Consider the following 26,811-nt stretch of genomic DNA (forward strand, 5'->3'; position numbering starts at 1 on the left):
GTCGGGCGTCAGACATATATTGAATAAAGACCGTTCGGCAAAACGAGGAAACCCTGATGACCAGACAGTGGCAGTGGCAGCTATTCATCCTCCTAGGGCTTTGGCTAACCTGGGGAACCCCGGACGTTTGGGCAGGAGTGACCCCCAGGCACTTGTCCCGAGACTCCTTACAAGCTCAGTCCTCCCCGGAAATCCGGGAATTGCCCCCAGTGATTGAGGGGAGATTAGATGAAAACAGCGAAATGGCGTCTGACAGTCGTCTTTTCGATATGTACCTCTTTCAGGGAACTGCTGGAGATGTCCTAGTAATTGAATTGGTCGCCCATGATGTCAATGCCGGGTGGATGGTTGTTGATTGGGAAGGGAATATCATTGGCCCCCATCCCGAGGAGAGGAATACAGGCGAAGAAACGGTGCGGGTTGAGTTACCGAGGACTGGTGATTATGGGGTTGTGGTTTATGGCCATCAACCGGGAGAGACGGGAAACTATCATCTGACGGTTCGCCCTGCCACGGCTGCTGAGGATGAGGAAACGAGGTTATTGGAGGAAGCCTATCATTTGAACCAACGGGTTTTGCAGTTGTTGGGGCAAGGTCGTTACCAAGAAGCCATATCCTTGGCACAACGGGCGCTAGAAATCCGACAAACCGTTCTGGGAGAGTCTCACCCTGATGTTGCCGAAAGCCTCAACAATTTAGCAGCACTCTACCGTCGCCAGGGAAACTATAACGCCGCCGAACCTCTCCTCCTCCGGTCTCTGGAAATTGATGAAACCGCCCTGGGAGAGACTCACCCCTCTGTTGCCACCAGCCTCAATAATTTGGCAGAACTCTACCGTGCTCAGGGAAACTATGATGCCGCCGAACCTTTCTACCTCCGGGCCCTGGAAATTCTAGAAACGGCGCTGGGAGAAACTCACCCCAATGTTGCCCGAAGCCTCAATAATTTGGCTCTACTCTACCATGACCGGGGAAACTACAGTGCTGCCGAACCTCTCTTCCTCCAGTCCCTGGAAATTCTAGAAACGGCGCTGGGAGAGTCTCACCCCCTTGTCGCCACAACTCTCAATAATTTAGCAGCACTCTACCGTGACCAGGGAAACTATGATGCTGCTGAACCTATCTTCCTCCAGTCCCTGGAAATCCGAGAAACTGCCCTGGGAGAGACTCACCCCCATGTCGCCCAAAGCCTCAATAATTTGGCTCAACTCTACCATGACCAGGGAAACTATAATGCCGCCGAACCTCTCTTCCTCCGGTCCCTAGAAATCCGAGAAACTGCCCTGGGAGAGTCTCACCCCTCTGTCGCCACCAGCCTCAATAATTTGGCTCAACTCTACCGAGACCAGGGAAACTATGATGCCGCCGAACCCCTCTACCTCCGGTCCCTGGAAATCCGAGAAACCGCCCTGGGAGAGTCTCACCCTTCTGTCGCCTCCAGCCTCAATAACTTGGCAGGACTCTACCTTGCCCAGGGAAACTACAGTGCTGCCGAACCTCTCTTCCTCCGGTCCCTGGAAATCCGAGAAACCGCCCTGGGAGAGTCTCACCCCTCTGTTGCCCAAAGCCTCAATAATTTGGCTGCACTCTACAGTGACCAGGGAAATTATCATGCCGCCGAACCTCTCTACCTCCGGTCCCTAGAAATCCGAGAAACTGCCCTGGGAGAGTCTCACCCCTCTGTTGCCCAAAGCCTCAATAATTTGGCTCAACTCTACCAAGTCCAGGGAAACTATCATGCCGCCGAACCTCTCTTCCTCCAGTCCCTAGAAATCCTAAAAACCGCCCTGGGAGAGTCTCACCCCTCTGTTGCCCAAAGCCTCAATAATTTGGCTCAACTCTACAGTGACCAGGGAAACTATGATGCCGCCGAACCCCTCTACCTCCGGTCCCTGGAAATCCGAGAAACCGCCCTGGGAGAGTCTCACCCCTCTGTTGCCCAAAGCCTCAATAATTTGGCAGGACTCTACAGTAACCAAGGAAACTATCATGCTGCCGAACCTCTCTACCTCCGGGCCCTGGAAATTTATGAATCTGCCCTGGGAGAGTCTCATCCTGATGTCGCCACCAGCCTCAATAATTTGGCTGCACTCTACAGTAACCAGGGAAACTATCATGCCGCCGAACCCCTCTACCTCCGGTCCCTGGAAATCCGAGAAACCGCCCTGGGAGAGTCTCACCCTTCTGTCGCCTCCAGCCTCAATAACTTGGCAGGACTCTACCTTGCCCAGGGAAACTATCATGCTGCCGAACCTCTCTTCCTCCAGTCCCTGGAAATCCTAAAAAACGCCCTGGGAGAGTCTCATCCTGATGTTGCCTCCAGCCTCAATAATTTGGCTCAACTTTACAGTAACCAGGGAAACTATCATGCCGCCGAACCTCTCTACCTCCAGTCCCTAGAAATCCGAGAAACTGCCCTGGGAGAGTCTCATCCTGATGTTGCCTCCAGCCTCAATAATTTGGCTCAACTCTACAGTGACCAGGGAAACTATCATGCTGCCGAACCTCTCTTCCTCCAGTCCCTGGAAATTTATGAACTCGCCCTGGGAGAGTCTCACCCCTCTGTTGCCTCCAGCCTCAATAATTTGGCTGTACTCTACAGTGACCAGGGAAATTATCATGCCGCCGAACCTCTCTACCTCCGGTCCCTAGAAATCCTAGAAACTGCCCTGGGAGAGTCTCACCCCCTCGTCGCAACTAGTCTCAGTAACTTGGCCGCACTCTACCAAGTCCAAGAGGACACATCACAAAGTTTAAGTTTTCTCCAACGAGGCTTACAGATTGAAGAAACTAACCTAGTCCAGAATCTCGCTACCGGTTCAGAAGCTCGTAAACAAGCTTATATTGCCACCCTAACCGGCACAACTCACTTAACTGTCTCCCTCCATCTTCAAGATGCCCCAGACCATCCGAAAGCAGTACATCTCGCCCTAACCACTATCCTACGCCGCAAAGGACGCATCCTTGATGCCGTGACTGAGACGCAACAACTCTTGCGAGATAACCTCAGCCCCGAACTCGCTCCCCTTCTGGACGAGTACACCAATGCCCAAACTCAACTCGCGACTCGCCTCTATGCCGGTTTAGGGAACCAAGACCCTGACATTTATCGCTCTGAGATAGACACCCTCCGTCAACGGGTGGAACAGTTGGAAGATGACCTATCTCGTCGTAGTGCCGAGTTCCGAGTGACAACGGAACCGGTGGAAATTGAGGCAGTTCAGGCCCTAATTCCTACTGATGCGGCGTTGGTAGAACTGGTGCAATATCGTCCCTGGTCCCAAGGTTGGCGAACGCCCCGCTACGCCGCCTATATCCTCCATTCTTCCGGCAACCCCCAATGGGTGGACTTAGGAGATGCCAACACTATCGACAATGCCGCTTTCGCCTTCCTCAATGCCACTCGCGTCCCCAACTCCGAGCAACGAGTTCAAACTACAGGACGACAACTCGATGTGAACGACTACCGAGGGTAAGCAGGAGAGGAGCCTCTACGGTCTCATCTACTCCTGTCCCCTGATGGTCAACTCAACTTGATTCCCTTTGCGGCACTGGTGGATGAGGAGAATCGTTATCTGGTGGAATCCTATCAGTTGACTCATTTGACCACGGGACGGGACTTGTTACGACTGCAATATCCCCGTCCCAGTCGTCAACCACCCGTGTTGTTTGCCAATCCTAATTATGATGATGCTGATACTTCTGCCGTGACGCAGGTGGCCAGTGCAACTCGGGGAGAGTCTCAACGGTCAATGGAGATAGAGGATTTACAGTTTGGAGAACTGCCGGGGACTCAGCGGGAGGTGGATGCTATTGCACCTCTGCTGGACAATCCCATCGTTCTCACGGAGATGGAGGCGACGGAGAATGCTCTCAAACAGGTTCAGGCTCCCAGTATTCTCCATTTAGCGACTCATGGTTTCTTCCTCCAGGATGTGGAGTTTGTCCCCCCTCAGCCTCTGAGGGATTTCACTCGGGGGGAGATTGAGTTAGTTACAGCTAGACCACTGGGGGATTGGTTCCTTCCTCCCAGTAACCGTCCTACCAGTAGTGAGAATCCTCTGCTGCGCTCGGGGTTGGCCTTGGCTGGGTTTAATAGCCGAGATAGTGAGGGAGAAGATGGAGTGTTGACGGCTCTGGAAGTGGTGGGGTTGGATTTGCGGGGCACTCGTTTGGTGGTGATGAGTGCTTGTGAGACGGGAGTGGGGGATGTGGCTAATGGTGAGGGGGTTTATGGCTTGCGGCGAGCGTTTGTCATGGCCGGGGCCGAGAGTCAGTTGATGAGTTTGTGGAAGGTTGCGGATGAGGAGACGGCGGATTTGATGGGGGATTATTATCAACGGTTGTTGGCAGGGGAGGGACGGAGTGAGGCGTTGCGGGAGGTGCAGTTGGACTGGCTCGCTCGGGGGAAGCATCCCTATTATTGGGCGTCGTTTCTGTTTTCGGGGCAGTGGACGCCTATGGATGATTTTACGGAAAGGTGAATAAGCTCTGAGGCTCCAGAAATACATCTAATCAGTAGAAACTCGTAGGGAGTATCAGTGATGGTTCTGGATATCGTGACTTGGGATGGCTTCGATTTTGGTTTTGCTACGTCTGGGGATGATGTGATTATTATGGCTGATTTGCCGCCGGAGCAACTCGATCGCCTCCAGAGTTCGCCTCTGACGGATGTGATCTATCTCGTGGATGGGGATAACTATCTGGAAAACAATGATGTGGGACGATGGCTCTTGGGGGGACCGGGGAATGACACGATTGTTGGCGGTGCTGGGGATGATTCGATTTCAGGCGGTGCTGGGAATGATTCTCTGATTGGGGGACCGGGTAACGATATCCTTTGGGGAGGGGAGGGGTTGGATACGCTCACCGGTGGGGATGGCTCGGATTGGTTTGTTTTGGCTGATTCTCCAGCGAACCGGGATGTGATTACGGATTTTACGGGAGGTCAGGATAAAATTTTCGTCCCCAATGATGTCTCGTTGGATAATCTTCAAATCCAAAATCCGCTCACGGGTCCGAGTTTAATCCTCCAAGATGGTATGCCGCTGGCGGTTATGTTAGACCGTCGTGTTCTGTTGTCTGAGGGAGACCTTTTGAACAGTGAAGTTTTGGCATCTACCCAAAGCTTCATTGCTTCTACGAATCAGATGCTACTCGAAGATCCTGAGAATGCTTTGCTGTATAACGATCGCGGCGAGGCCTTCTCTTATTTGGGACGACATTCGGAGGCGATCGATGATTTTACCATCGCCCTCTCTCTCGACCCCGAGAATGCGTCGCTTTATTATGCTAATCGAGGTCGTTCGTTCTCCCTGTCGGGCGATCGCGAACAAGCTCTGGCTGACTATAATCAGGCGATTGAGGCGAATCCTGAGAATGCTTCCGCTTTTGCGGGTCGAGCTGGGATTTATTGGGGTTTAGATGAAGCCCAATTGGCTCTACGTGATTACACTGAGGCGATTCGCTTACAACCGGATGTTGATTGGATTTATTTCAATCGCGGTGTTGCCTATGCTCAACTCGAACAGTATGACGAGGCGCGCTCTGACTTTACGACTGCCATTGACCTCAATCCTGATGGTGTACAACCCTATCTATATCGCGGACTTACCTATCAAGAGACTGGCAATATCAGGGCAGCAGTGCAAGATTTTGAACGGGTGATTGAGTTGGATGAGAATTATGCGGATGCTCACTATTATTTGGGAGTGACGTATCGACAGTTCTTTAATTTAAGGGCATCACGAGCTAGTTTTGAGGAGGCGGCTCGTTTGTATGAAATTCAGGGGAATGAGCAGGGATTGTTGAATGTTGCTCAGGAGATAACTCTCTAAGGATTGCCCCTACGGGGTTTTGGGCAACCACAAGGGATTGCTCCTAGGGTGTTTTGGGCAACCACAAGGGATTGCCCCTACGGGGTTTTGGGCAACCACAAGGGATTGCCCCTACGGGGTTTTGGGCAACCACAAGGGATTGCCCCTACGGTATTTTGGGCAACCACAAGGGATTGCCCCTACGGTATTTTGGGCAACCACAAGGGATTGCTCCTAGGGTGTTTTGGGCAACCACAAGGGATTGCCCCTACGGGGTTTTGGGCAACCACGAGGGATTGCCCCTACGGGGTTTATAGAGTTAAAATTAGCCCAAAAAATGCAGATAAAAATGAATAAGCTCTGATACTCCAGACATATATTAAATCAGAACACACTCACAGGGAGTATCAATCATGGTTCTCGATATTATTAGTGGAGATGGTTTTGATTTTGGTTTGGCAACGTCGGGCAATGATACGATTTTTATGGATGATTTATCGGGGGACAAACTCAATCGATTACAAAGTTCCCCGCTGACGGATGCGATCGCCCTTTTGGAGGGTGATGACTACCTGGTCAATAATGATGTGGGACGGGTATTATTCGGCAATGAAGGCGATGACACCATTATTGGTGGTGCTGGGGATGATACGATTTTCGGCGGTCAGGGGGATGATTATCTCGTCGGCGGGGAGGGGAATGATATCCTCTCGGGCGATCGCGGCTTTGATACCCTCACCGGTGGCGGAGGGTCTAATCAATTTATTGTCGCTCCCTCTGCCGATGACCGGGATGTGATTACTGATTTCAGCGTGGGACGAGACAAGATGATTCTGCGGGAGGGAGTGACCCTGGCAGATGTGCAAATCCAAAATACCGTCGCTGGGACTCTGATTTTGCAAGATGGGGCCGCCTTGTCGATTCTACAAACCCCTGGACTGCAATTGAATGACAATGACTTTCTCACGAATGACGATTTTCAGACCATTCAAGATACCATTCGCGAGACCACGGATGTATTGCGGCAAGATTCTCGTAATGCTGGAGCCTATAATGAGCGGGGTCAAGCGTTCTCTCGTTTAGGACGACAGGAAGACGCGATCGAGGATTTCACCCGTGCCTTATCCCTCGACCCGGCCCAAGCGTCCATTTACTACACCAATCGCGGTTTTGCCTTCCGGGCCCTCCGAGACCAAGACAGTGCTATTGAAGACTATACTCAAGCCATTCGCGCTAATCCCAACAACGAGCGAGCTTTCTTCGGCCGTGCCTTAACCTATAGTGTCTTTGACGATTACGAGTCAAGCATTGAAGACTATACCCAAGTCATTCGTCTCAATCCCAATGATTGGGTGAGTTATTTCAATCGGGGCTTAGATCATAGTCGCCTGGGACAACAGGATGAGGCGATCGCCGATCTCACCCAAGCCATTGCCCTTGATCCGACTAATGTCCCTCAATACTCCCTCCGCGCCTCAATCTATGAGGATATTGGCGAGTTAGAGGCAGCTATTGAGGATTATGAGCGTATCATCGAGTTAGATCCCAACTTTGCTGATGCCCATTATCGTCTCGGTTTAGGCTATCGAGAATTGTCCGACGAGACAGCTGCACAAGCCAGTTTTGAGGAAGCTGCTCGGTTGTACGAACTCCAGGGAAATCAGGAAGGACTGGACAATACAATGTTGCTCAAGAACTCAATTTGAACAAAAATAGCGACGCATTCCCCCACCTCGTGTCAACAGGTGGGGGTCAAGGAGCGGTAAGGTTAATCATCGTAGCCTTGCCCCTCTATGTAAGCTTTGAGGACATCCAATGAGGCTCCACCGGCCGAAACGGCACTAAATCCACGCTTCCAAAAAACCGGACGACCATAGTACGGTTTCAATTGTCGCACAAAACGCTTCCTGATTTCGCGGCTGGTGACGGTCTTCATCGTATTACAGAGCTTAGAAATAGAGACCTTAGGAGCTAGGTCAACCAATAAATGAATATGGTCATTAGTCCCTAAATCTGCCTTCGCCTCTTCTAGGAGACAATCATTCTTCTCGCAGATGCTCCGACAAAGCTCGATCATGTCCTGTTCTATCTCCCCAGAGATGACGGGATGACGGTATTTTGTGACAAACACTATATGAATCTTGATGCTTGCAACCGTGTGAGCGAAAGACCTTAGAGCTTTTGACATTGAGGTCACCATGAGTTAACATGACCCCATGGTAACCCAGAAACCCACATCAATCATCCGTACAGACCCATGGACTCTTAACCCGACAGCCAGCCAGCGGGTGCTGCTGAGCCGGACGGTTGGGGTCTATCGTCGCCTCTGTCGGCATTTGATGGGGATTCTCTTCACCCATTGGCCGTCTCTAGCCGAGTTATCGAGTCAAAAACGGGTTCTAGCTGTCGAAAAACTCATTCACCAAACCGCCAAGAACCCCAACCCCAAATACCAGCAATTTGACCAGACCTTTTACAAGTTCCCCAGCTACTACCGACGGGCCGCGATTGTCTTCGCTGCCGGCCAAGTCAGTAGCTACATGACCCGGTATCGGGAATGGCAATCGGGAACTCGTCAACGACGGGATGCTAAACCTCCCGTCCTCAATCCCAACAGTGGCTGTTATCCGACCCTGTATAAGGGTGGTTGCTATAAACTCCATGGCTATGACCGCATCGAAATCAAGGTCTTTAACGGAACCGATTGGGTCTGGACGACCGTTGGGATAACCAGCTTGCGAGAACGGCATACCGTAGATAGCAACAAGCTACGGTCGCCATCCCTTATTTTTGATGAGCCTACAAGGGCTTGTCACCTCTCAGTTCCCTTTGAGTGTCATCCACATAAACGGCAGGGAGAGGGTCGGGTTGTCAGTGTTGACCTGGGTATCAACACCACCGCTACTGTGGCAGTCGTGAATTTTGACGGCACTGTAATCCACCGTGACTTTATTCACCCGGGGAGAGACATAGACCGTCGGGATAAACGACTGAAATCAGTATCTAAACGAGCTAGTAAGACGATGGGGAACGGTGGAAGTCTTCAGAAAGGCTTCTGCTCTCATACCTACCGTAAATGTCGTCACATCAACCGCCAAATTGGGCAGATTGTCTCAAAGCGTATCGTGCAGATTGCCCAACAGTTCAATGCCGATGCCATTGTCTTTGAGAACCTGAAAGGATGGAAGGCTAAGGGGGGGCGAAAACGCTCTAACCTACGCCAACGCTTTCATGGGTGGCTCAAGGGGATGATTCGAGACTTGACCGAGATGAAGTGGCAAGAGATAGGCGGTAAAGTCATTGATGTCGTGGCTGCTTATACTTCAAAGCTGGCTTATGACGGCAGTGGAGTCGTGCGACGAGACTCCAAAAACTATGCTCTGGCTAAATTTTCCTCGGGCAAGCGATACAATGCAGACCTTAATGGGGCGCTCAATATTGCTGCCCGAGGGATTCTTCAGCTCACTCGCCGAAAGGACAGTGAGGGACGTTCGAGCCAATGTTCTCGGCGTTCGCCTAGAAGCTGGGCTTGTTTGTGTGACCTGTGGACTCATACAGTCTCAGGTTAGCACCGACACCCCCACCTCGCCCAAGGCAGGTGGGGTGAGCTTCATTAAGAGAACCCCTCTCAGAAATATCTATTAATAATGGCACAGAGCCAGGAGCGTCATCCCCAAACGCCTGCACCCAGTCCGCTGTTATCCTTAACCGTTTCTGGGACTCTGTCTGGGTTGTCGCTGTCAAACCTGTGCCACTGTCGCTTCTTGCAACGTCATGGATAATGCTTTTTACTACTGGCAACTGATGCGTCTGAGGTCATCCGGTCAGTCTCAGATTCAGGTCAACCTAGAAGTCCAAGCCTGGCTGCAAGAACGCTTCCCACAGGCTCTACTAGACCCGGATTACCCAGATAGCCAACTTCAACGGCAGTTATGGAGCTGCTGGCGAGGCCAGGAGCAAGATGCGGACTTGGCTGAGTTGAGTCTTCGTTGCTTCATCAGCCATCAGATTCACCAGGCTTGTCTAACACTGGCACAACGCTATAGGGAACATTACGGACTCTCATTGCGGGAGTTATGGGCCGTGGTTCTCGATGATGAAGGGAAGTGTTCTCCAGTCTATCGTCCCTTTAGTTTGGAGATTCTTGAGAGCTATGACCCCAACCAGTCGAGCTTAAGTACCTGGACTCGTCAACTGACCTACAACCATCCTGAACTGAATCGCCTATTGTTAGAGAGGGGCATCTATCGTGCTAGCGATTGGGCCATTCTCAATGATACCAATGTTGACCAACTCCAACGGATTCTACAGGACTATCATCTTTGTAGCCAGAATGAAATCGATCAGGCGCTGAAGTTGTTACAACAGTATCAAGCTGTCTATCGGCGCGATCGCCTCTGGCAACGACGTCTTGGTCACCGGGGACACTGCCAGCCTCCTACAGAGGAGCAATTACAACAGATGTACCCCACGGTTTCTAGTGCAGTCGTACTCAAACGACTGAAACACCTTGCTAGCCAATTACGAGAGTATCGTGTTCATGTTCGTGGTGGTAATCCCCGCTTCTACCAACCGCAAGATGAACAAGAACTAGAAACCTTAGTGGGGCAACAACCCGGTAATTGGGGGACGATTGAGGATGAGTCGGAAGGCTTTTTAAGCGCCTATCGACAAGCCCTTAAAGAAACCCTGGCGGGGGCGATCGCCCAAGTCCTGAAAGCGAATCTGGAGAGACTTCGTCGTCGCAAACAGGGACGCGATAGGGCCTATCTAGAGGCACTACACCTATCCCAATGTCAGGGTCTTTCCATGACCGAAATTGCGCCAAAAATTGGACTCACATCCCAAGTCCAAGTGACGCGACTTCTGAACCTCAAACGCCTAAGAGCGGAGGTGCGCCATCTCCTGATTAGCCAACTCTATCAACGACTCACTCAAGAAGCCCTCAAATATATCCCAATTGAGCGGATTCACGCCATTGACCAAACCCTGGAAACCCTACTCACTGAACTGGTGGATGAGATGATCGCCGAATCAGCTGCTCAAACTCAAGCAGCGAAACCTTGCCAACAGGCGAGTCGCTTTAATGTTGCCTTGTGCCATGCCATCTGTCCCTTGCGCCAGCGTTTTAAGTAGTGGGTCTATTGCGATCAAACCTTGCGTTCTTTCTCCTTACTCAATGTCATTATGACTTACTCTAGCCACTGCCAACTTCTCGACCTTGACCCGGATCAAGGAACAACCGTTCATCTGACCACTGGAGCTGTGAATTGGGCGGTTGAAGTCTGTCAAGACGAAGTCGATACAGACCACCAATGGTTTTGTTTTCTACGAGCCATGGCAATTAAGGGATTACAACAATGGCTCGACCAAGGCGCTGAGGCCTTACCTCTTGATTACAGTCATGAGCGTCCACCCAAGCCTGGGGTGAACTGTCAGGTCAAAGGATTTCGCCTCTGTCTAGTGGTCCAAGGGAGCCTCAGTGATGGTTTAATCTCCATTCCCCGCTATACCCTAAAAGACCCTCTCAACTTCGCCCATCTCTATATCTTGGCAGACGTGCAGGAGGAAGCCGATCAAGTTAGAATCTTGGCGGGATTGCGTCGCGATCGCCTGGTGAGCTTGAAAGAGTCAGGCAACCTAGCCCTCAGCCGTAAAGGTCATTATCACGTACCCCTGGAGGAATGGGACCTTTCTCCCGAAGACCTCTTGCTGTATCTACATTGTCTTAATCCCGAGACTCTGGAAACTCTCAATGCTGAGACTCGGGTTACCTCTCGTTGTCTATGTCCCCAGCCAACCCTGAATGTGCGCGATTGGCTGCGAGACCAACTCGATAGGGTGGCCGAGCGGTTTCACTGGACGTTGCTGCCTCCCCTGGCCACCTCCCATCAGTTGATGTCAGTGCAAACCCCCGCCGAAGAACTCGAAACCTTACTCCGAGACTTGGAACAACAGGGGGTGATGATTCCCGACACGGCCCGAGGCGCCTATCAGGAGCTACATCACCAGGGACTCCCAGGTCGCTTGTATGCCCTGATTTGGAAGGTCTTTGACTCCCACTATTCTCCAGAATGGTCCTTGTGTCTCTTCCTCGGACCCCGGCCTGGGGAACCCCTCGAACCGGGAACTCAATTGATTGTGCAGGATGAGACCTCGGTGTTGGTTCGTCAAACTTTAGACGAAGACTCAGGAGAGGTGTACCTCTATACTCAAGTCATCGGTCGCATGGACGAGCAATTTACAGTGAGTATCATCTCCGGCGACGGAACCTCCCTGACGTTGCCCTCCTTTACCTTTGAGACGTGACCTACCGCTCAGCCTGCTATGGCCTACCGACTCAGCATTCATCAAATTGAACAAAGTTGTCTGTTTGACTTGACTTGGGGCAAGGGACAGCGTTTAACCGCCACCGTTGCCTTCCCCCAACTCCTGTTGAAGCTCTATCAACACTGGCGACGCGCCTATTTGGGCTATTACAAACAAGCCTTGCGGGGACGGGTGGGGGCGACGGGACAGTTATCGGGGTCGCCGGTGGACTGGCATAGTCAATTGGTGCAGGCGGAGGCTCGCTTTCTCTCGGAGTTCCATCGTTGGCTCAAACGGGGGGAGTTATTTGATTTGCGATCGCAATTGGCTACTCCTTCCAACCCTGGCTCAGATCCGGGTTCAGATTTGGGATTAACCGGTAGTCGAGAGGGGGGTTCAGAGCGAGGAAATCCGGGTAACCCCCATGAAACCTTATTTTTGACCTGTAGTCCCCTAGACCTGGCTCGCTTTCCCTGGGAGACTTGGGAGTTTGGACGACATATCGAGGTGGTGCGATCGCCCCCCATTCTCTCTCCCACCTGCGCCCCCAATACGCTGCGACGGGGTCGGCCTCGGGTATTAGCCATTTTGGGGGATGAGACGGGTCTCAATTTTAAGGGGGAGCGTCTGGCACTTAAGGCCCAACGACGCTGTTTAGATATTCACTATGTGGGTTGGCAACCGGGAGAGGAGTCGCGACTGCTCAAAGACCGTATTTGCCAGGCGATCGCCGACCCTCAAGGTTGGGATGTTCTCTTTTTCGCCGGTCACAGTAACGAAGCGGCGTTACTCGATGGACAGGTGGCGATCGCCCCCCAAACCTCCCTATCGATTCGCGACCTCAGTCCCTATCTCCGACAGGCCCAGCAACGGGGCTTACAGTTTGCCCTATTTAACTCCTGTTCAGGTCTCGATATTGCCCAAGCCTTGATTAACCTAGGCTTGGGTCAAGTGGCCATCATGCGCGAACCCATCCACAATGAGGTGGCCCAGGAGTTTTTGGTGCAATTTCTGCAACGACTCTCAGCGGGAGAGACGGTACAAACCGCCTTACGAGGGGCCGGTGAGTTCCTGAAATTAGAGAAAAATCTCACCTACCCCTCCGCCTACCTCGTTCCCTCCCTATTCCGCCATCCCGAGTCCCCGCCCTATCGTCTGCCAGAACAGGGTTGGCGGGGCTGGTGGCGACGGTTACGACCGACGAAATCGGAGGCGGTGGCGGTGGGGTCTCTCTTGCTGTTGAGTGTGCTGCCCAATCTGCACTATTGGCTGCTGGATCAACGGGTGGGGATGCAGGCCCGCTATCGGGATTGGACGGGTCAGGTGGCCTGGGAGGAAGTGCCACCGGTGGTGTTGGTTCTGGTTGACCAACAGACCTTTCAACGGCGTGGTCTCAGCCAATATAAGCCCATTGACCGTCAGTTATTGGCGGATGTGATGTCGAGGGTGATGGAGACGGGGGTGTCTGTGGTGGGGGTGGATTATTTGCTGGATTTACAGGACCCCCGAGGCCAGGATGCAGCCTTGCGTCAGGTGTTGGCGGAGGCCTTTCAGCGTCAGGTTTGGTCTGTCTTGATTACAGCCCGTAATCCTGGGGGAGAGTGGATTGAACTCTATCCTGAGGTGGCGCAACGGGAGTGGCTGCTGTTGGGGGATGCCTGGGTTCCCTTCTGGCATATTCGTCCTCGCCGGGACTCTCCCTATCAGCGAACTCCTTTTAGTTATCAGTTGGCGATCGCCCATCGGCTTCAGCAGCAGCAGGGTCTGGTTCTGGAGGGGTCACGGGAAGACCAGGTGCAGCGGTTTCTCAGGGATGGAGAGGGGTCGGGGTTATCGCCTTGGACTGAGCAGCATCCGCTGACGTTATGGTCCTATCGTTGGCATCAGCGTTGGTTACAGCCCCTATTGGATTTTTCTCTGCCTCCCGAGGCGATTTATGAGCGGGTTTTGGCTTGGCAGTTACTGGAGTCCCCAGAGGAGGCGTTGGCGGAGTTGAGGCGAGAGGATTGGTCTGATGCGGTGGTGATTATTGCAGCGGGGGGCTATTACGAGGCGGGCATTGACCGGGATGGGGGGGATAATCTCCCGCCTCCCCCGGCGATACGCTATTGGCAACGGCGTCAGGGACGGAGGGGAACAGCGTTTATGGGGGGTGAGGCTCATGCCTATATGACTCATCATTTCCTCACCTCTCATTTGGTGATTCCGATTCCTGATAGTTGGTTGTTGTTGGTGACGGTATTGGGCGGAAAAGTGGTTTTGGTTTATGGTCGCGATCGCTGGCGGGGTCAGAGTTGCTATTGGGGGGGAGTAGGGGCGATCGCCCTCTATGGTGGGGTCTCGTTGCAGGTTTATAGTAGCGCCGGGCTGTTGTTGCCTTGGTTGTTTCCGGCGTTGGCGATCGCTTTCTATAGTTGGAATTTGAGCCGGTTTGAATAAGTGGTGTCTGCGTGGAAATACATAGAATTAGAGGGAACAGGGAACAGAAACAACGTAGGGGCGTACCCTTGTGGTCGCCCTCTTCCGGCAATAGGCAGTAGGGGGGAGGTGTAGGGGCGTACCCTTGTGGTCGCCCTCTTCCGGCTTCGGGCAATCGGTAATCAATCTATTGAGGTAATGCAGGATGAATCTACGATTGGGACGAGTGAACCTAGGATATTCTCTAATTTTGACGACCTTGATAGGGCTGATAGGAGGGTCGAGTCCCCTGTCAGCCCAAGAGCCGCAACCCCCCAGTAGTTCAGAAGAAGTGCAGGACCCGGGACCTGGGGGTTACTCTGGCTCTCGGGGGATGCTGGTCTGTGTTCGCCCTGGCGAGGCTCGGGACATGACGGTTCCCCCGATGCTGAATCCGGGGTTGACGGTGGAGGCGTTTGACGGATTTGGGGTGAGTTCCTTCGGGCCTGAGACTCTGGCGCGGCGTTCTGAGAGGCTACCACCTGCGTTTCCGACTGAGGTGGGGCAGATGGACGACTGGACTTTTGAATTGGCCTCAGATCCAGACCTGCAACTGACGCGGATTTTGGTTTGTACGTCCTGGGTTCAGCCCTCGGCGTTGCCAGAAAGTGAATAAGTATTTCATCCGTGGAAATACTTAAAAGTAGCATGACAACTTTGGGTGATACAGCATGAATCTGAGATTAAACTTGGGACTGGCAAGCGCGACTAAGGAACGGAGTTCTTTGGGGATGACACCGATGACCATGATTACAGCGCCACCGGAACTACTGCGCTTGCAACCTGAGCCAGAGCGACGACGCAGTGGACGCAAGGTGGCACAATTGCAGAACAATGAGTTTGTGGTGTCCTTTGAGGACTGGATTCGTGAAGGGTTCCATCTGCTGGAGGGCGATCGCTTTGAGGAGGCTCTGACCCTATTTGATGGGGTGATTGAGGCAGATGCTCGGGTGGCGATCGCCTGGATGGGACGGGGATTTGTCTTGAATGAGTTGCAACGTCATGAGGAGGCGATCGATGCCTTTGAGCAGGCGTTGCATCTGGATAAGACCCTCTATTATGCCTGGGTGGGGTTGGGCCGCGCCCGGGAAGCCAAAGGCTCACCGGAGTTAGCCTTATCCGCCTATGATCCAGCCCTAGCGATTGATACCGAAGTTGTTTGGGCTTGGTATTACCGAGGCCTCTCGTTAATGACCTTAGAGGAGTATGAAGCGGCTCTAGCCTCCCTAGATGAAGCCTTGCGGTTAAGTCCTCAATGGGCCTCGATTTGGCATTGTCGCGGCTGGCTATTGGGGACTATTGAACAGTACGAGGCGGCGATCGCCTCCTTTGATCAGGCATTAGCCTTAGACTCCAGCGATCCTTGGACTTGGTATTATCGCGGTCTCTCCCTAGCCTTTGCCGGAGAAACCCAAACCGCCCTAGAGTCCGTGAGTCAGGCCTTACGGATTAAACCCAGTTTAAGTCGCGCTCAAGACCTATTTGAGCAGTTACAATCCCTCTTGGGAGAGTAACACCGGAGTAGAATCTCCTTATACCACTTTTCATGCATTCGTACAATAGATAGCTGTAGGGGCGAACGGCTGTTCGCCCTCCTCCAGTGTCCATGTCTAGCAAGGTTATCGAAAAATGGTATTAACAACGAGAAAAAGTGAAAGCAAGTAAGACACCCGGTGTCATTAGGGGTCGAGAGTAGTCTCACGACTACCCCCTCCCATTCAGAACCGTGCATGAGACTTTCACCTCACACGGCTCCTAGCTTGCTATCCCTTGTCATGGGTGCTGCTACCGTCGAAACGGGTTTTAACATCGTGGCAATGGCGATGTAACAGTTGTAGGTTGGAGTAAGTATCCGAACCTCCTCTGGATTTAGGCTGAATATGGTCGATTTCAACCAAGTCCTCACTGGTGAAGTGTTGTCCACAGTGATTACATCGTCCTTTTTGACGCTTGATGAGTTTTGAGATTTTGGTAGGGATACCGCCAAACCCGTTACTCATACGTTTAGACCAATAAGCCCAGTCCCCGTTAAAGGGAGAGGTGTTTCCTCCTCTGATTTTGACATGTCGTACGATGGGGGTTTCGGTGTGCTTAGTGAGTCGAAGACCCTTTTTGGCTTTGAACGTCCATTTACTGTTGACTCCAGGACGAAAGTAGTTCTGGAGTTTCCCATAGGACGCTCGACCACATCGTGAAACCGTCCAAGCCCTCAGTGCCATCCAAATCATATGGTCGAGTTTAGAGAAGGTCTCTTTGGAAACTACCGTAGAGTAGTACTGACTCCATCCTCTAATGATTGGATTAAGCTTCTGGATCAGAACTGCTTGTGGTGCAGTTTTATGTTGTTTGATGACCTCTTTACAAGCGTCATAATGACGTTTGATAGCTTTTGGGGCAGGCTTAATATTTATCTGGTAGGGTTTAACGCCACCGGGACCCGTTTTGATTCCCTTATGGATACTCACCGGGTAATGCCGGATGTTAAATCCTAGGAAGTCAAATCCCGGTTCCTCCCCATTCCATTCCGACAAGGTGTTACATAACCTTGTCTTTTCCGGTTTGAGTTGGAGACCGACGGGTTTAAGCCATTCCTTGAGCAGTTGTTGGGCTTCTAGGATGACTTCCGGGCGGTTAGCCAGAACCACAAAGTCATCGGCATATCGAATGATTTTCGGGCGGTAATAGCGATTTAGTTTTCCGTCAATTGTCCTTGAGTTAGGGAAGCTATTGACAACCGAATCAATCATTCCCTGTAAAGCAATGTTGGCAAGGAGCGGACTGATGACCCCACCTTGTGGAGTTCCTGCCTCTGTTGCCTTGAATTCGCCACTGTCCATAACGCCGGCTTTAAGCCATTGTTTAATACTCCGTTTGTACCGAGAGGGACAGTCTAGTTTCGACAGAAGGTAATCATGGTTAATTTGGTCAAAACATGTGGCAATGTCTGCATCGAGAACGTATTGCGGTTTATACCGACTTTTATTCCAGATGGCTCCAATCGCATCATGTGCCGACCGTCCGGGTCGGAAACCGTAGGAATCCGCTTCAAACAGAGCCTCCCAGTACGGCTCTAGTCCCAGCTTAACCAAGGCTTGTAAGGCGCGGTCGTGCAAGGTTGGGATACCGAGTGGGCGTTTTTCATCCCGCCCGGGTTTGGGAATCCATACACGTCGCAAGCTTTTAGCTTTGCCTGGGTGACGCAGTTGGTCAGCCAAGCGAAACCGGTCTTTGGCGTTTAGGGATTTCACTCCGTCAACTCCTGCGGTTTTCTTACCTTGGTTATCCTGACTTACCTGGCGTACCGCCAGCAGCCTAGCGTAGTAGGACTTATTGAGTAAACGTTGCCAGCGTCGCGCTTTCGCTTTATTGCCACGACTTGTAGCTTGATAAATAGCCTTTTGCAGCTTCGCGACTTTCCTCTGGATTTTACCCCAGGGAAGATTTCGCCATTCGTTGTTCTTAGTCTCGGGGTTGAACCCTTTACTAGCTATCGACATTTTCACCGCTACTAAACTCCTTATCTTTTAACAAGCCGTAAGCTGTTAGCTGATCCACATCCGTTATAGATGGGCATTGGCTTCGGCTTACATCTGCTCCCCATAGCCCTTGCGCTTAGACTTATTACTTGACCGGGTATCGACCTGATGACCGGTCAGGGTCTATGGGGTTACTTCGTTCCATCTCGATGGGTTATATCCCGTTAGGTTCACTCTATCCCCAGGGGTACTTTTGAGAATCAGTTGTAGGTAACTTCAAGAAATTCCTACCTTTCCCCTTGTCCTTTTTGGACGCAGCCTGTCAACTGAGTTTGGCTACTCTCGTGTAACTAGGGTTCAAGCAAGTGTTCAGCCGTGGCTTAACCATGTGGATTTGCCGGTGGTCATGCTTTTGGATGTCAGTTCATCCTCAATGCCTTGCCAAGCCCGCTTCAGTCCTAGGGTTGTCATTTCTAAAACTGGGGCTGCCATTAGGCGTAGGACGAGGGTGTGGTGTCACATTCTCTGATTCTGTCCTTTCCAACCTTGGAGTCAGTGTGTTTCACCTGATTCCGTCGGTACATTGAGATAGTTATCAGGGCAGATTGGCTGGGTAGCCTTTTCTGTATCCCTGACTAGGCATACGTTTTGGGTGTTTTAACCCTATCTTTCGCCTAAACGAGTCGCACTCCAAAGACACCGAGTGTCTGCCCCCATAAGCCATCAAATCCAGCCCTAAAATTCCGTTCATAAACCATTCATCTCAACAAAATCCACAAAATCTCAGCACTAAATTTTCTTCAAAGAATCTACATTTTTATAAGTATTAACATAAAAATAATACCTTTTTTGATATGCTCGACAGACATCCAACACCGAGGAGGGCGACCACAAGGGTTCGCCCCTACTATCCATGGCAGGACTTTTGAAAAATGGTATAAAAAAACATATGAATCAAGAAAACGTCAACTCCTCATCCCGAACATCCGTAATAAACATATAGCCAGGGGCATGAGTAATCGCCAACCCAGGTTGACTTTTCATAATCGCCAACTGTGGCGTCACCCCACAAGCCCAAAACACCGGAATCTCATCCTCATGAATCGTCACCGCCTCCCCAAAATCAGGAGCATTGATATTCTCAATTCCCAACCGCTCAGGATTACCAAAATGCAGAGGAGCGCCATGGGCCTTCGCAAAGCGCCCCGTCACCTCCACCGCCTGAATCGCCTGTTTCGGCGTTAACGGACGCATCGAAACCACCATATTTCCCGAAAAGCGCCCCGCCGACTGACAGGGAATTGTGGTCTGATACATCGGCACATTTTTCCCCTCTTCAATATGACGAACCGGCAACCCCGCCGCCAGCATAACCGCCTCAAACGAGAACGAACAGCCCAACAGAAAGCCCACAAAATCCTCTTGCCAGAGGTCTCGGATAACGCCTCAAACGAGAACGAACAGCCCAACAGAAAGCCCACAAAATCCTCTTGCCAGAGGTCTCGGATATCCGTCACCTCATCCACCAGAGTTCCAGATTTCCAAACCCGATAGAGAGGAACATCCGTGCGTAAATCCGCCCCTGGAGCCACCTGTCGAGGTTCCCAGTCCCCCACCTCCGTCACATCCAGAATTGGACAAGGTTTAGGGTTCCGGGTACAGAACAACAAAAAATCGAAGGCATCAGACTGAGGCAGAACCACCAAATTGGCTTGGACAGACCCTGGCGCCAAACCCGGAGTCGGTTGGGACAAAGTCCCCCCTCGAAAAGCCTCACGAATTTCTCTGGCATTTAAGGAGTTGATATCTGTCATATGAGAACTGCCAAACTCAGGATTTTTTTATTATAGGTGATAAATTTTATTGAATAAGTGGTTGTGCGTCAGACATATATTGAGTTAAGACCGTTCAGCAAAACGAGGAAACCCTGATGACCAGACAGTGGCAGACATATATTGAGTTAAGACCGTTCAGCAAAACGAGGAAACCCTGATGACCAGACAGTGGCAGCGGCAGCTATTCATCCTCCTAGGGCTTTGGCTAACCTGGGGAACCCCGGACGTTTGGGCAGGAGTGACCTCCAGGCACTTATCCCGAGACTCCTTACAAGCTCAGTCCTCCCCGGAAATCCGGGAATTGCCCCTAGTGATTGAGGGGAGATTAGATGAAAACAGCGAAATGAGTCCTCCCCGGAAATCCGGGAATTGCCCCTAGTGATTGAGGGGAGATTAGATGAAAACAGCGAAATGGCGGCTGATGGTCGTCTTTTAGACATTTACCTCTTTCAGGGAACTGCTGGAGATGTCCTAGCGATTGAATTGGTCAGCCATGATGTCAATGCCGGGTGGGTGGTTATGGATTGGGAGGGAAATCTCATTGGCCCCCACCCTGAAGAGAGAAATACAGAAGAAACGCTGCGGGTTGAGTTACCAAGGACTGGTCTTTATGGGGTTGGGGTCTATGGCTATCAACCAGGAGACAGGGGAAACTATCATCTGACAGTTCGCCCTGCCACGGCTGCTGAGGATGAGGAAACGAGGTTATTGGAGGAAGCCAATCATTTGAACCAACGGGTTTTGCAGTTATACGAAGACGGTCGTTATCAAGAAGCCATGCCTTTAGCACGACGGGCGCTAGAAATCCGAGAAACCACTTTGGGAGAGTCTCACTCCCTTGTCGCCGAAAACCTCAACAATTTAGCTGGACTCTACCAAGCCCAGGGAAACTATAACGCCGCTGAACCTCTCTTCCTCCGCTCCCTGGAAATCCTAGAAACCGCCCTGGGAGAGTCTCACCCCCTTATCGCCGGCAGCCTCAATAATTTGGCTGAACTCTACCGTGACCAGGGAAACTATGATGCCGCCGAACCTCTCTACCGTCGTTCCCTGGAAATCTGGGAAGCCGCCCTAGGAGGGTCTCACCCCCTTGTCGCCACCAGCCTCGGTAATTTGGCTGAACTCTACCGTGATCAGGGAAACTATGATGCCGCCGAACCCCTCTACCTCCGCTCCCTGGAAATCCTAGAAACCGCCCTGGGAAAAACTATGATGCCGCCGAACCCCTCTACCTCCGCTCCCTGGAAATCCTAGAAACCGCCCTGGGAGAGTCTCACCCGCATGTCGCCAACAGCCTCAGTAATTTGGCTGGACTCTACCGTGACCAGGGAAACTATGATGCCGCCGAACCTCTCTACCTCCGCTCCCAGGCTGGACTCTACCGTGACCAGGGAAACTATGATGCCGCCGAACCTCTCTACCTCCGCTCCCTGGAAATTGACGAAATCGCCCTGGGAGAGTCTCACCCGCATGTCGCCAACAGCCTCAATAATTTGGCTGGACTCTACCGTGACCAGGGAAACTATAATGCCGCCGAACCTCTCTACCTCCGGGTCCTGGAAATCCGAGAAACCGCTCTGGGAGAGTCTCACCCAAATGTCGCCTCCAGCCTCAATAATTTGGCTCTACTCTACGGGAACCAGGGAAACTATGATGCCGCCGAACCTCTCTTCCTCCGCTCCCTGGAAATCCGAGAAACCGCCCTGGGAGAGTCTCACCCCTCTGTTGCCACCAGCCTCAATAATTTGGCTGGACTCTACCGTGACCAGGGAAACTATAATGCCGCCGAACCTCTCTACCTCCGCTCCCTGGAAATCCGAGAAACCGCCCTGGGAGAGTCTCACCCCTCTGTCGCCCAAAGCCTCAATAATTTGGCTGGACTCTACCGTGACCAGGGAAACTATAATGCCGCCGAACCTCTCTACCTCCGCTCCCTGGAAATCCGAGAAACCGCCCTGGGAGAGTCTCACCCCTCTGTCGCCCAAAGCCTCAATAATTTGGCTGGACTCTACCGTGACCAGGGAAACTATAATGCCGCCGAACCTCTCTACCTCCGCTCCCTGGAAATCCGAGAAACCGCCCTGGGAGAGTCTCACCCCTCTGTCGCCCAAAGCCTCAATAATTTGGCTGGACTCTACCGTGACCAGGGAAACTATAATGCCGCCGAACCTCTCTACCTCCGCTCCCTGGAAATCCGAGAAACCGCCCTGGGAGAGTCTCACCCCTCTGTCGCCCAAAGCCTCAATAATTTGGCTGGACTCTACCAAGACCAGGGAAACTATGATGCCGCCGAACCTCTCTACCTCCGCTCCCTGGAAATTTATGAAACCGCCCTGGGAGAGTCTCACCCCGAGGTCGCCACCAGCCTCAATAATTTGGCTGGACTCTACCAAGCCCAGGGAAACTATGATGCTGCCGAACCTCTCTTCCTCCGTTCCCTGGAAATTGATGAAACCGCCCTGGGAGAGTCTCACCCCTCTGTTGCCACCAGCCTCAATAATTTGGCTCTACTCTACAGAGACCAGGGAAACTATGATGCCGCCGAACCCCTCATCCTCCGCTCCCTGGAAATCCTAGAAACCGCCCTGGGAGAATCTCACACCCATGTGGCTACCAGCCTCAATAATTTGGCTCTACTCTACAGAGACCAGGGAAACTATGATGCCGCCGAACCTCTCTTCCTCCGCTCCCTGGAAATCCTAGAAACCGCCCTGGGAGAGTCTCACCCCCATGTCGCCACCAGCCTCAATAATTTGGCTGCACTCTACAGTAACCAGGGAAACTATGATGCCGCCGAACCCCTCATCCTCCGCTCCCTGGAAATTTATGAAACCGCCCTGGGAGAGTCGCACCCTTCTGTCGCCCAAAGCCTCAATAATTTGGCTGCACTCTACAGTAACCAGGGAAACTATGATGCCGCCGAACCCCTCTACCTCCGCTCCCTGGAAATCCTAGAAACCGCCCTGGGAAAAACTATGATGCCGCCGAACCCCTCTACCTCCGCTCCCTGGAAATCCTAGAAACCGCCCTGGGAGAGTCGCACCCTTCTGTCGCCCAAAGCCTCAATAATTTGGCAGGACTCTACCAAGCCCAGAGAAACTATAGTGCCGCCGAACCCCTCTACCTCCGCTCTCTGGAAATTCGAGCAACCGCCCTAGGAGAGTCTCACCCCCATGTCGCCACCAGCCTCAATAATTTGGCATCACTCTACCAAGCCCAAGGAAATACATCCCAAAGCCTGAGTCTTCTCCAACGTGGTCTAGAGATTGAAGAAACTAACCTAACTCAGAACCTTGCTATTGGCTCAGAAGCCCGTAAACAAGCCTATATTGCTACCCTATCCAGGACAACCCATGCAACTCTCTCTCTCCATCTTCAAGACGCCCCCGACCATCCCAAAGCAGCACGTCTGGCCCTAACCACTATCCTACGCCGCAAAGGACGCATCCTTGATGCAGTAACCGAGACGCAACAACTACTACGAGACAATCTCAGCCCCGAACTCGCTCCCCTTCTGGACGAGTACACCAATGCCCAAACTCAACTCGCGACTCGCCTCTATGCCGGTTTAGGGAACCAAGACCCTGATATTTATCGCGCCGAGATAGACACCCTACGTCAACGAGTCGAAGAGTTGGAAGATGACTTATCTCGTCGCAGTGCTGAGTTCCGAGTGGCAACGGAACCGGTGGAAATTGAGGCAGTTCAGGCGTTGATTCCTGCCGATGCGGCGTTGGTAGAACTGGTGCAGTATTCTCCCTTTGACTTTACCTCCAACAACTGGGAATCCCCCCGCTACGCCGCCTATATCCTCCATGCCTCCAGCGACCCCCAGTGGGTGGACTTAGGAGATGCCGAAACCATCGACAATGCCGCCTTTGCCTTCCTAAATGCCACTCAGGTTCCTAACTCCGAGCAACGAGTCCAAACCACAGGACGACAACTCGATGACTTCGACTACCGAGGGTAAGCAGGAGAGGAGCCTCTACGGTGAGTAGATCTCCTGTCCCCAGATGGTCAACTCAACTTAATTCCCTTTGCCGCCCTGGTGGATGAGGAGAATCGTTATCTGGTGGAATCCTATCAGTTAACTCATTTGACCACAGGACGGGACTTGTTACGACTGCAAAATCCCCGTCCCAGTCGTCAACCACCCGTGTTGTTTGCCAATCCTAATTATGATGATGCTGATACCTCTGCCGTGATGCAGGTGGCACAGGCGACTCGGGGAGAGTCTCAACGGTCAATGGAGATAGAGGATTTACAGTTTGGAGAACTGCCGGGGACTCAGCGGGAGGTGGATGCTATTGCACCTCTGCTGGACAATCCCATCGTTCTCACGGAGATGGAGGCGACGGAGAATGCTCTCAAACAGGTTCAGGCTCCCAGTATTCTCCATTTAGCGACTCATGGTTTCTTCCTCCAGGATGTGGAGTTTGTACCCCCTCAGCCTCTGACGGATTTTACTCGGGGGGAGATTGAGTTGGTTACAGCTAGACCACTGGAGGGTTGGTTCCTTCCTCCCAGTGACCGTCCTACCAGTAGTGAGAATCCCCTGTTGCGCTCAGGTCTGGCATTTGCTGGGTTTAATAGCCGAGACAGTGAGGGGGAGGATGGAGTGTTGACGGCTCTGGAAGTGGTGGGGTTGGATTTGCGGGGGACTCGTTTGGTGGTGATGAGTGCTTGTGAGACGGGAGTGGGGGATGTGGCTAATGGTGAGGGGGTTTATGGCTTGCGGCGAGCTTTTGTTATGGCCGGGGCCGAGAGTCAGTTGATGAGTTTGTGGAAGGTGGCCGATGAGGAGACGGCAGATTTGATGGGGGATTATTATCAACGTCTGTTGGCCGGGGAGGGACGGAGTGAGGCCTTGCGGGAGGTGCAGTTGGACTGGCTCAGTCGAGGGGCGCATCCCTATTATTGGGCGTCGTTCCTGTTTTCGGGGCAGTGGACGCCTATGGATGATTTTACGCAAAAGTGAATAAGCTCTGAGGCCCCAGAACTATATATACTCAGTAGAAACTTTTAGGGAGTATTGCCGATGGTTCTGAATATCACCACTCAGGATGGCCTCGATGTTGCATTTGCCACATTTGGGGATGATGTCATCATCATGGCTGACTTGCCGCCAGACCAACTCGATCGCCTCCAGAGTTCCCCTCTGACCGATGCGGTCTATCTGGTGGATGGGAATAACTATTTTGAAAATAATGATGTCGGACGGATTGTCTTCGGTGGGCCGGGGAATGACACGATTCTTGGCGGTGCTGGGGATGACTCTCTGATTGGCGGTGCTGGTGATAATGTGATTTTCGGCGGTGCTGGCAATGATACTCTGACCGGCGGGCCGGGGAATGATGTTCTCTCGGGCGGCGAAGGCATTGATACTCTGACTGGGGGCGGTGGCTCGAATCGGTTTATTCTGCCTGATGCTCCGCAAAACCGGGATGTGATTACTGATTTCACAACCGGGAGCGATAAAATCCTTTTGCCAGATGGGGTCTCTTTCGCGGATATTCAAGTGCAAAATATTAGTGATGGGGCGCTCATCTTACGGGATGGGGCGGCTTTGTCGATTGTTTTAGAGAGTGAGATCCGACTCGAACCAGATGACTTTTTAACCCGTGAGGATGTGGCTAATGCTGAGCAGCTGATTGCGGAGAGTGAGCAAGCTCTGTTGCAAAATCCTCAAAATGCGCTGGCTCATAATCAACGGGGTGAAGCGTTGTACCGCTTGGGACGACAAGATGATGCGATTCGGGCCTTTACCATCGCCCTCACGATAGACCCAGCTCGGGATTCAATCTACTACACCAATCGGGGTCGGGCGCACTTAGCGATACGGGATGAGTTGAACGCGATTGGAGACTTTACCCAAGCCATTCGCTCTAATCCTCGCAATGTTCAGGCTTTCTTTGGACGGGGTGTGGTTTACTCTGTGGCTGAGGAGTTTGACCTGGCGATTCGTGATTACACTCAGGCCATTCGTCTGGAGCCGGGTATTTTTGCCAGTTACTATAACCGGGGTTTGGCACATTTCCGACTTGAACAGTATGGTGAGGCGATCGCCGACTTTACACGGGCGATCGAACTCAATCCCGACGATGTTCTACAATACTTTGCCCGTGGCGTGGCCCAGGAAGAGGCCGGCAACGCCCCGGCTGCGGTTCCCGATTATCAACGAGTTATTGAGCTAGATCCCAATTTCGCTGATGCTCACTATCGTCTGGGGATTGCCTATCGACGCTTCTTTAACTTGAGGGCCTCACGAGACAGTTTTGAGGAGGCGGCCCGTTTATACGAGATTCAGGGCAATGAAGAGGGATTATCGAATGTGGCTCAAGAGCGGGGAAGGCGGGGAGGGCTTATTTAGTACCATATTTTCTTGATTTCGTCAAGGGTACTACCGTCACATCTTTGGCGGTTTTATCCTTGACGGAGGGGCCAAGACTTCCTGGATAGGGATTCGGGGGATCATTGGCTGGCATTGAACAGTTTTGGGCGACATTCTGACTGGGCCAGGCTGAATAAGCCCGGAGCTTCCAGAAATATATTTAATCGGTATAAACTCGTAGGAATCATCCGGGAGTCGTGGCTGCTGACCGGAGAAACTCCCATCACATCCAGGAGGGTTCGACCCATGCACCTATCGCGACATCTGCTGACTTTGGGACTATTGACGACATTGGGGTTAGGCTTGCCACGAGTCTCCACGGCTTTGGCTGAGGAACCTCAGCGAGTGGTCCAGTCATCGGTCAATCGGGACTTTGACCCTATTGATATCCGGGGGCGATTAGATGAAGCCAGCGATGTTACCGACGGTGGCAGCTATTTTAATGTCTATCTCTTTGAAGGAATTGAGGGACAACCGCTAGTCATTGATTTAATCAGTGATGACTTCGATGCTCACCTATTGTTGGT

The 26,811-nt window shown here is 52.1% G+C and carries 15 protein-coding genes and 2 pseudogenes; 13 read left to right on the forward strand and 4 right to left on the reverse strand.

The features are described from left to right. The first annotated feature begins 56 nt into the window (after positions 1 to 56). The 4 genes and pseudogenes from L855_RS08890 to L855_RS08905 all read left to right on the forward strand — a co-directional run bounded on the left by L855_RS08890 (position 57) and on the right by L855_RS08905 (position 7,522). Positions 57 to 3,476 carry a tetratricopeptide repeat protein gene (locus tag L855_RS08890; protein WP_159786941.1) on the forward strand — a complete coding sequence of 1,140 codons (3,420 nt, stop codon included), beginning with the start codon at positions 57 to 59 and terminating at the stop codon, positions 3,474 to 3,476. A gap of 27 nt (positions 3,477 to 3,503) precedes the next feature. Further along, positions 3,504 to 4,484 (forward strand): annotated as a pseudogene (locus L855_RS22390) (CHAT domain-containing protein); the annotation flags it as partial. 60 nt (positions 4,485 to 4,544) lie between these two features. After that, positions 4,545 to 5,837: a tetratricopeptide repeat protein gene (locus L855_RS22200; RefSeq protein WP_159786947.1), complete on the forward strand. Its 1,293-nt coding sequence runs from the start codon at positions 4,545 to 4,547 to the stop codon at positions 5,835 to 5,837. Positions 5,838 to 6,229: 392 nt separating this feature from the next. Then, positions 6,230 to 7,522 (forward strand): tetratricopeptide repeat protein, encoded by a 1,293-nt coding sequence (locus tag L855_RS08905; RefSeq protein ID WP_159786950.1) that lies wholly within the window; start codon positions 6,230 to 6,232, stop codon positions 7,520 to 7,522. Between the two features lie 62 nt (positions 7,523 to 7,584). On the opposite strand, the gene tnpA is transcribed toward L855_RS08905, so the two are convergent. Then, positions 7,585 to 8,004, reverse strand: coding sequence for an IS200/IS605 family transposase (gene tnpA / locus L855_RS08910; RefSeq protein ID WP_159786953.1), 420 nt, complete (start codon positions 8,002 to 8,004; stop codon positions 7,585 to 7,587). 28 nt (positions 8,005 to 8,032) lie between these two features. On the opposite strand from tnpA, the gene L855_RS08915 reads away from it, so the two are divergent. The 6 genes from L855_RS08915 to L855_RS08940 all read left to right on the forward strand — a co-directional run bounded on the left by L855_RS08915 (position 8,033) and on the right by L855_RS08940 (position 16,096). Next, a complete protein-coding gene (locus tag L855_RS08915; RefSeq protein ID WP_192925016.1) occupies positions 8,033 to 9,385 on the forward strand; it encodes an IS200/IS605 family accessory protein TnpB-related protein in 1,353 nt (450 codons plus the stop codon). Between the two features lie 205 nt (positions 9,386 to 9,590). After that, on the forward strand, positions 9,591 to 10,952 hold the full coding sequence (locus L855_RS08920; RefSeq protein WP_159786956.1) for a hypothetical protein: 1,362 nt from the start codon (positions 9,591 to 9,593) through the stop codon (positions 10,950 to 10,952). Between the two features lie 51 nt (positions 10,953 to 11,003). Further along, complete coding sequence (locus L855_RS08925) at positions 11,004 to 12,125, forward strand: DUF1822 family protein (protein ID WP_159786959.1); 1,122 nt, start codon at positions 11,004 to 11,006, stop codon at positions 12,123 to 12,125. A gap of 18 nt (positions 12,126 to 12,143) precedes the next feature. Next, positions 12,144 to 14,564: a CHASE2 domain-containing protein gene (locus tag L855_RS08930; protein WP_159786962.1), complete on the forward strand. Its 2,421-nt coding sequence runs from the start codon at positions 12,144 to 12,146 to the stop codon at positions 14,562 to 14,564. Positions 14,565 to 14,916: 352 nt separating this feature from the next. Continuing rightward, positions 14,917 to 15,198, forward strand: coding sequence for a hypothetical protein (locus L855_RS08935; protein WP_159786965.1), 282 nt, complete (start codon positions 14,917 to 14,919; stop codon positions 15,196 to 15,198). A gap of 124 nt (positions 15,199 to 15,322) precedes the next feature. After that, positions 15,323 to 16,096 carry a tetratricopeptide repeat protein gene (locus L855_RS08940; RefSeq protein WP_159786968.1) on the forward strand — a complete coding sequence of 258 codons (774 nt, stop codon included), beginning with the start codon at positions 15,323 to 15,325 and terminating at the stop codon, positions 16,094 to 16,096. Positions 16,097 to 16,345: 249 nt separating this feature from the next. Here the strand turns inward: L855_RS08940 and ltrA are convergent, their stop codons facing one another. The 3 genes from ltrA to L855_RS21430 form a co-directional block, all read right to left on the reverse strand. Next, complete coding sequence (gene ltrA / locus L855_RS08945; protein WP_159791016.1) at positions 16,346 to 18,079, reverse strand: group II intron reverse transcriptase/maturase; 1,734 nt, start codon at positions 18,077 to 18,079, stop codon at positions 16,346 to 16,348. A 348-nt stretch (positions 18,080 to 18,427) separates the two neighbouring features. After that, positions 18,428 to 18,550 (reverse strand): hypothetical protein, encoded by a 123-nt coding sequence (locus L855_RS22205; RefSeq protein WP_281349477.1) that lies wholly within the window; start codon positions 18,548 to 18,550, stop codon positions 18,428 to 18,430. Between the two features lie 462 nt (positions 18,551 to 19,012). Next, the gene (locus L855_RS21430; protein ID WP_219729895.1) at positions 19,013 to 19,471 is read right to left on the reverse strand and encodes a D-glutamate cyclase family protein; all 459 of its coding nucleotides are present in this window, start codon (positions 19,469 to 19,471) and stop codon (positions 19,013 to 19,015) included. A 579-nt stretch (positions 19,472 to 20,050) separates the two neighbouring features. Here L855_RS21430 and L855_RS08955 point away from each other — a divergent pair. From L855_RS08955 to L855_RS08980, 3 genes and pseudogenes are all read left to right on the forward strand, one after another. Continuing rightward, a complete protein-coding gene (locus tag L855_RS08955) occupies positions 20,051 to 20,272 on the forward strand; it encodes a hypothetical protein (RefSeq protein WP_159786971.1) in 222 nt (73 codons plus the stop codon). 380 nt (positions 20,273 to 20,652) lie between these two features. Continuing rightward, a pseudogene (locus tag L855_RS22785) lies at positions 20,653 to 24,871 on the forward strand (CHAT domain-containing tetratricopeptide repeat protein); the annotation flags it as partial. Between the two features lie 60 nt (positions 24,872 to 24,931). Further along, positions 24,932 to 26,263 carry a tetratricopeptide repeat protein gene (locus tag L855_RS08980; protein ID WP_159787008.1) on the forward strand — a complete coding sequence of 444 codons (1,332 nt, stop codon included), beginning with the start codon at positions 24,932 to 24,934 and terminating at the stop codon, positions 26,261 to 26,263. The last annotated feature ends 548 nt before the right edge of the window (positions 26,264 to 26,811 follow it).

Origin of the sequence: Sodalinema gerasimenkoae IPPAS B-353, from assembly GCF_009846485.1 — a bacterium.
Lineage (GTDB): Bacteria > Cyanobacteriota > Cyanobacteriia > Cyanobacteriales > Geitlerinemataceae > Sodalinema > Sodalinema gerasimenkoae.

Excerpts from the sequence above, each read along its gene's own strand:
- L855_RS08935 (WP_159786965.1), top strand. The coding sequence starts at position 14,917 with ATGCTGGTCTGTGTTCGCCCTGGCGAGGCTCGGGACATGACGGTTCCC.
- L855_RS08925 (WP_159786959.1), top strand. The coding sequence starts at position 11,004 with ATGACTTACTCTAGCCACTGCCAACTTCTCGACCTTGACCCGGATCAA.
- L855_RS08890 (WP_159786941.1), top strand. The coding sequence starts at position 57 with ATGACCAGACAGTGGCAGTGGCAGCTATTCATCCTCCTAGGGCTTTGG.
- L855_RS08955 (WP_159786971.1), top strand. The coding sequence starts at position 20,051 with ATGACCAGACAGTGGCAGCGGCAGCTATTCATCCTCCTAGGGCTTTGG.
- L855_RS08930 (WP_159786962.1), top strand. The coding sequence starts at position 12,144 with ATGGCCTACCGACTCAGCATTCATCAAATTGAACAAAGTTGTCTGTTT.
- L855_RS08905 (WP_159786950.1), top strand. The coding sequence starts at position 6,230 with ATGGTTCTCGATATTATTAGTGGAGATGGTTTTGATTTTGGTTTGGCA.
- L855_RS08940 (WP_159786968.1), top strand. The coding sequence starts at position 15,323 with ATGACCATGATTACAGCGCCACCGGAACTACTGCGCTTGCAACCTGAG.
- ltrA (WP_159791016.1), bottom strand. The coding sequence starts at position 18,079 with ATGTCGATAGCTAGTAAAGGGTTCAACCCCGAGACTAAGAACAACGAA.
- L855_RS08915 (WP_192925016.1), top strand. The coding sequence starts at position 8,033 with ATGGTAACCCAGAAACCCACATCAATCATCCGTACAGACCCATGGACT.
- L855_RS22205 (WP_281349477.1), bottom strand. The coding sequence starts at position 18,550 with ATGGCAGCCCCAGTTTTAGAAATGACAACCCTAGGACTGAAGCGGGCT.
- L855_RS22200 (WP_159786947.1), top strand. The coding sequence starts at position 4,545 with ATGGTTCTGGATATCGTGACTTGGGATGGCTTCGATTTTGGTTTTGCT.
- L855_RS08980 (WP_159787008.1), top strand. The coding sequence starts at position 24,932 with ATGGTTCTGAATATCACCACTCAGGATGGCCTCGATGTTGCATTTGCC.
- L855_RS08920 (WP_159786956.1), top strand. The coding sequence starts at position 9,591 with ATGGATAATGCTTTTTACTACTGGCAACTGATGCGTCTGAGGTCATCC.
- tnpA (WP_159786953.1), bottom strand. The coding sequence starts at position 8,004 with ATGTCAAAAGCTCTAAGGTCTTTCGCTCACACGGTTGCAAGCATCAAG.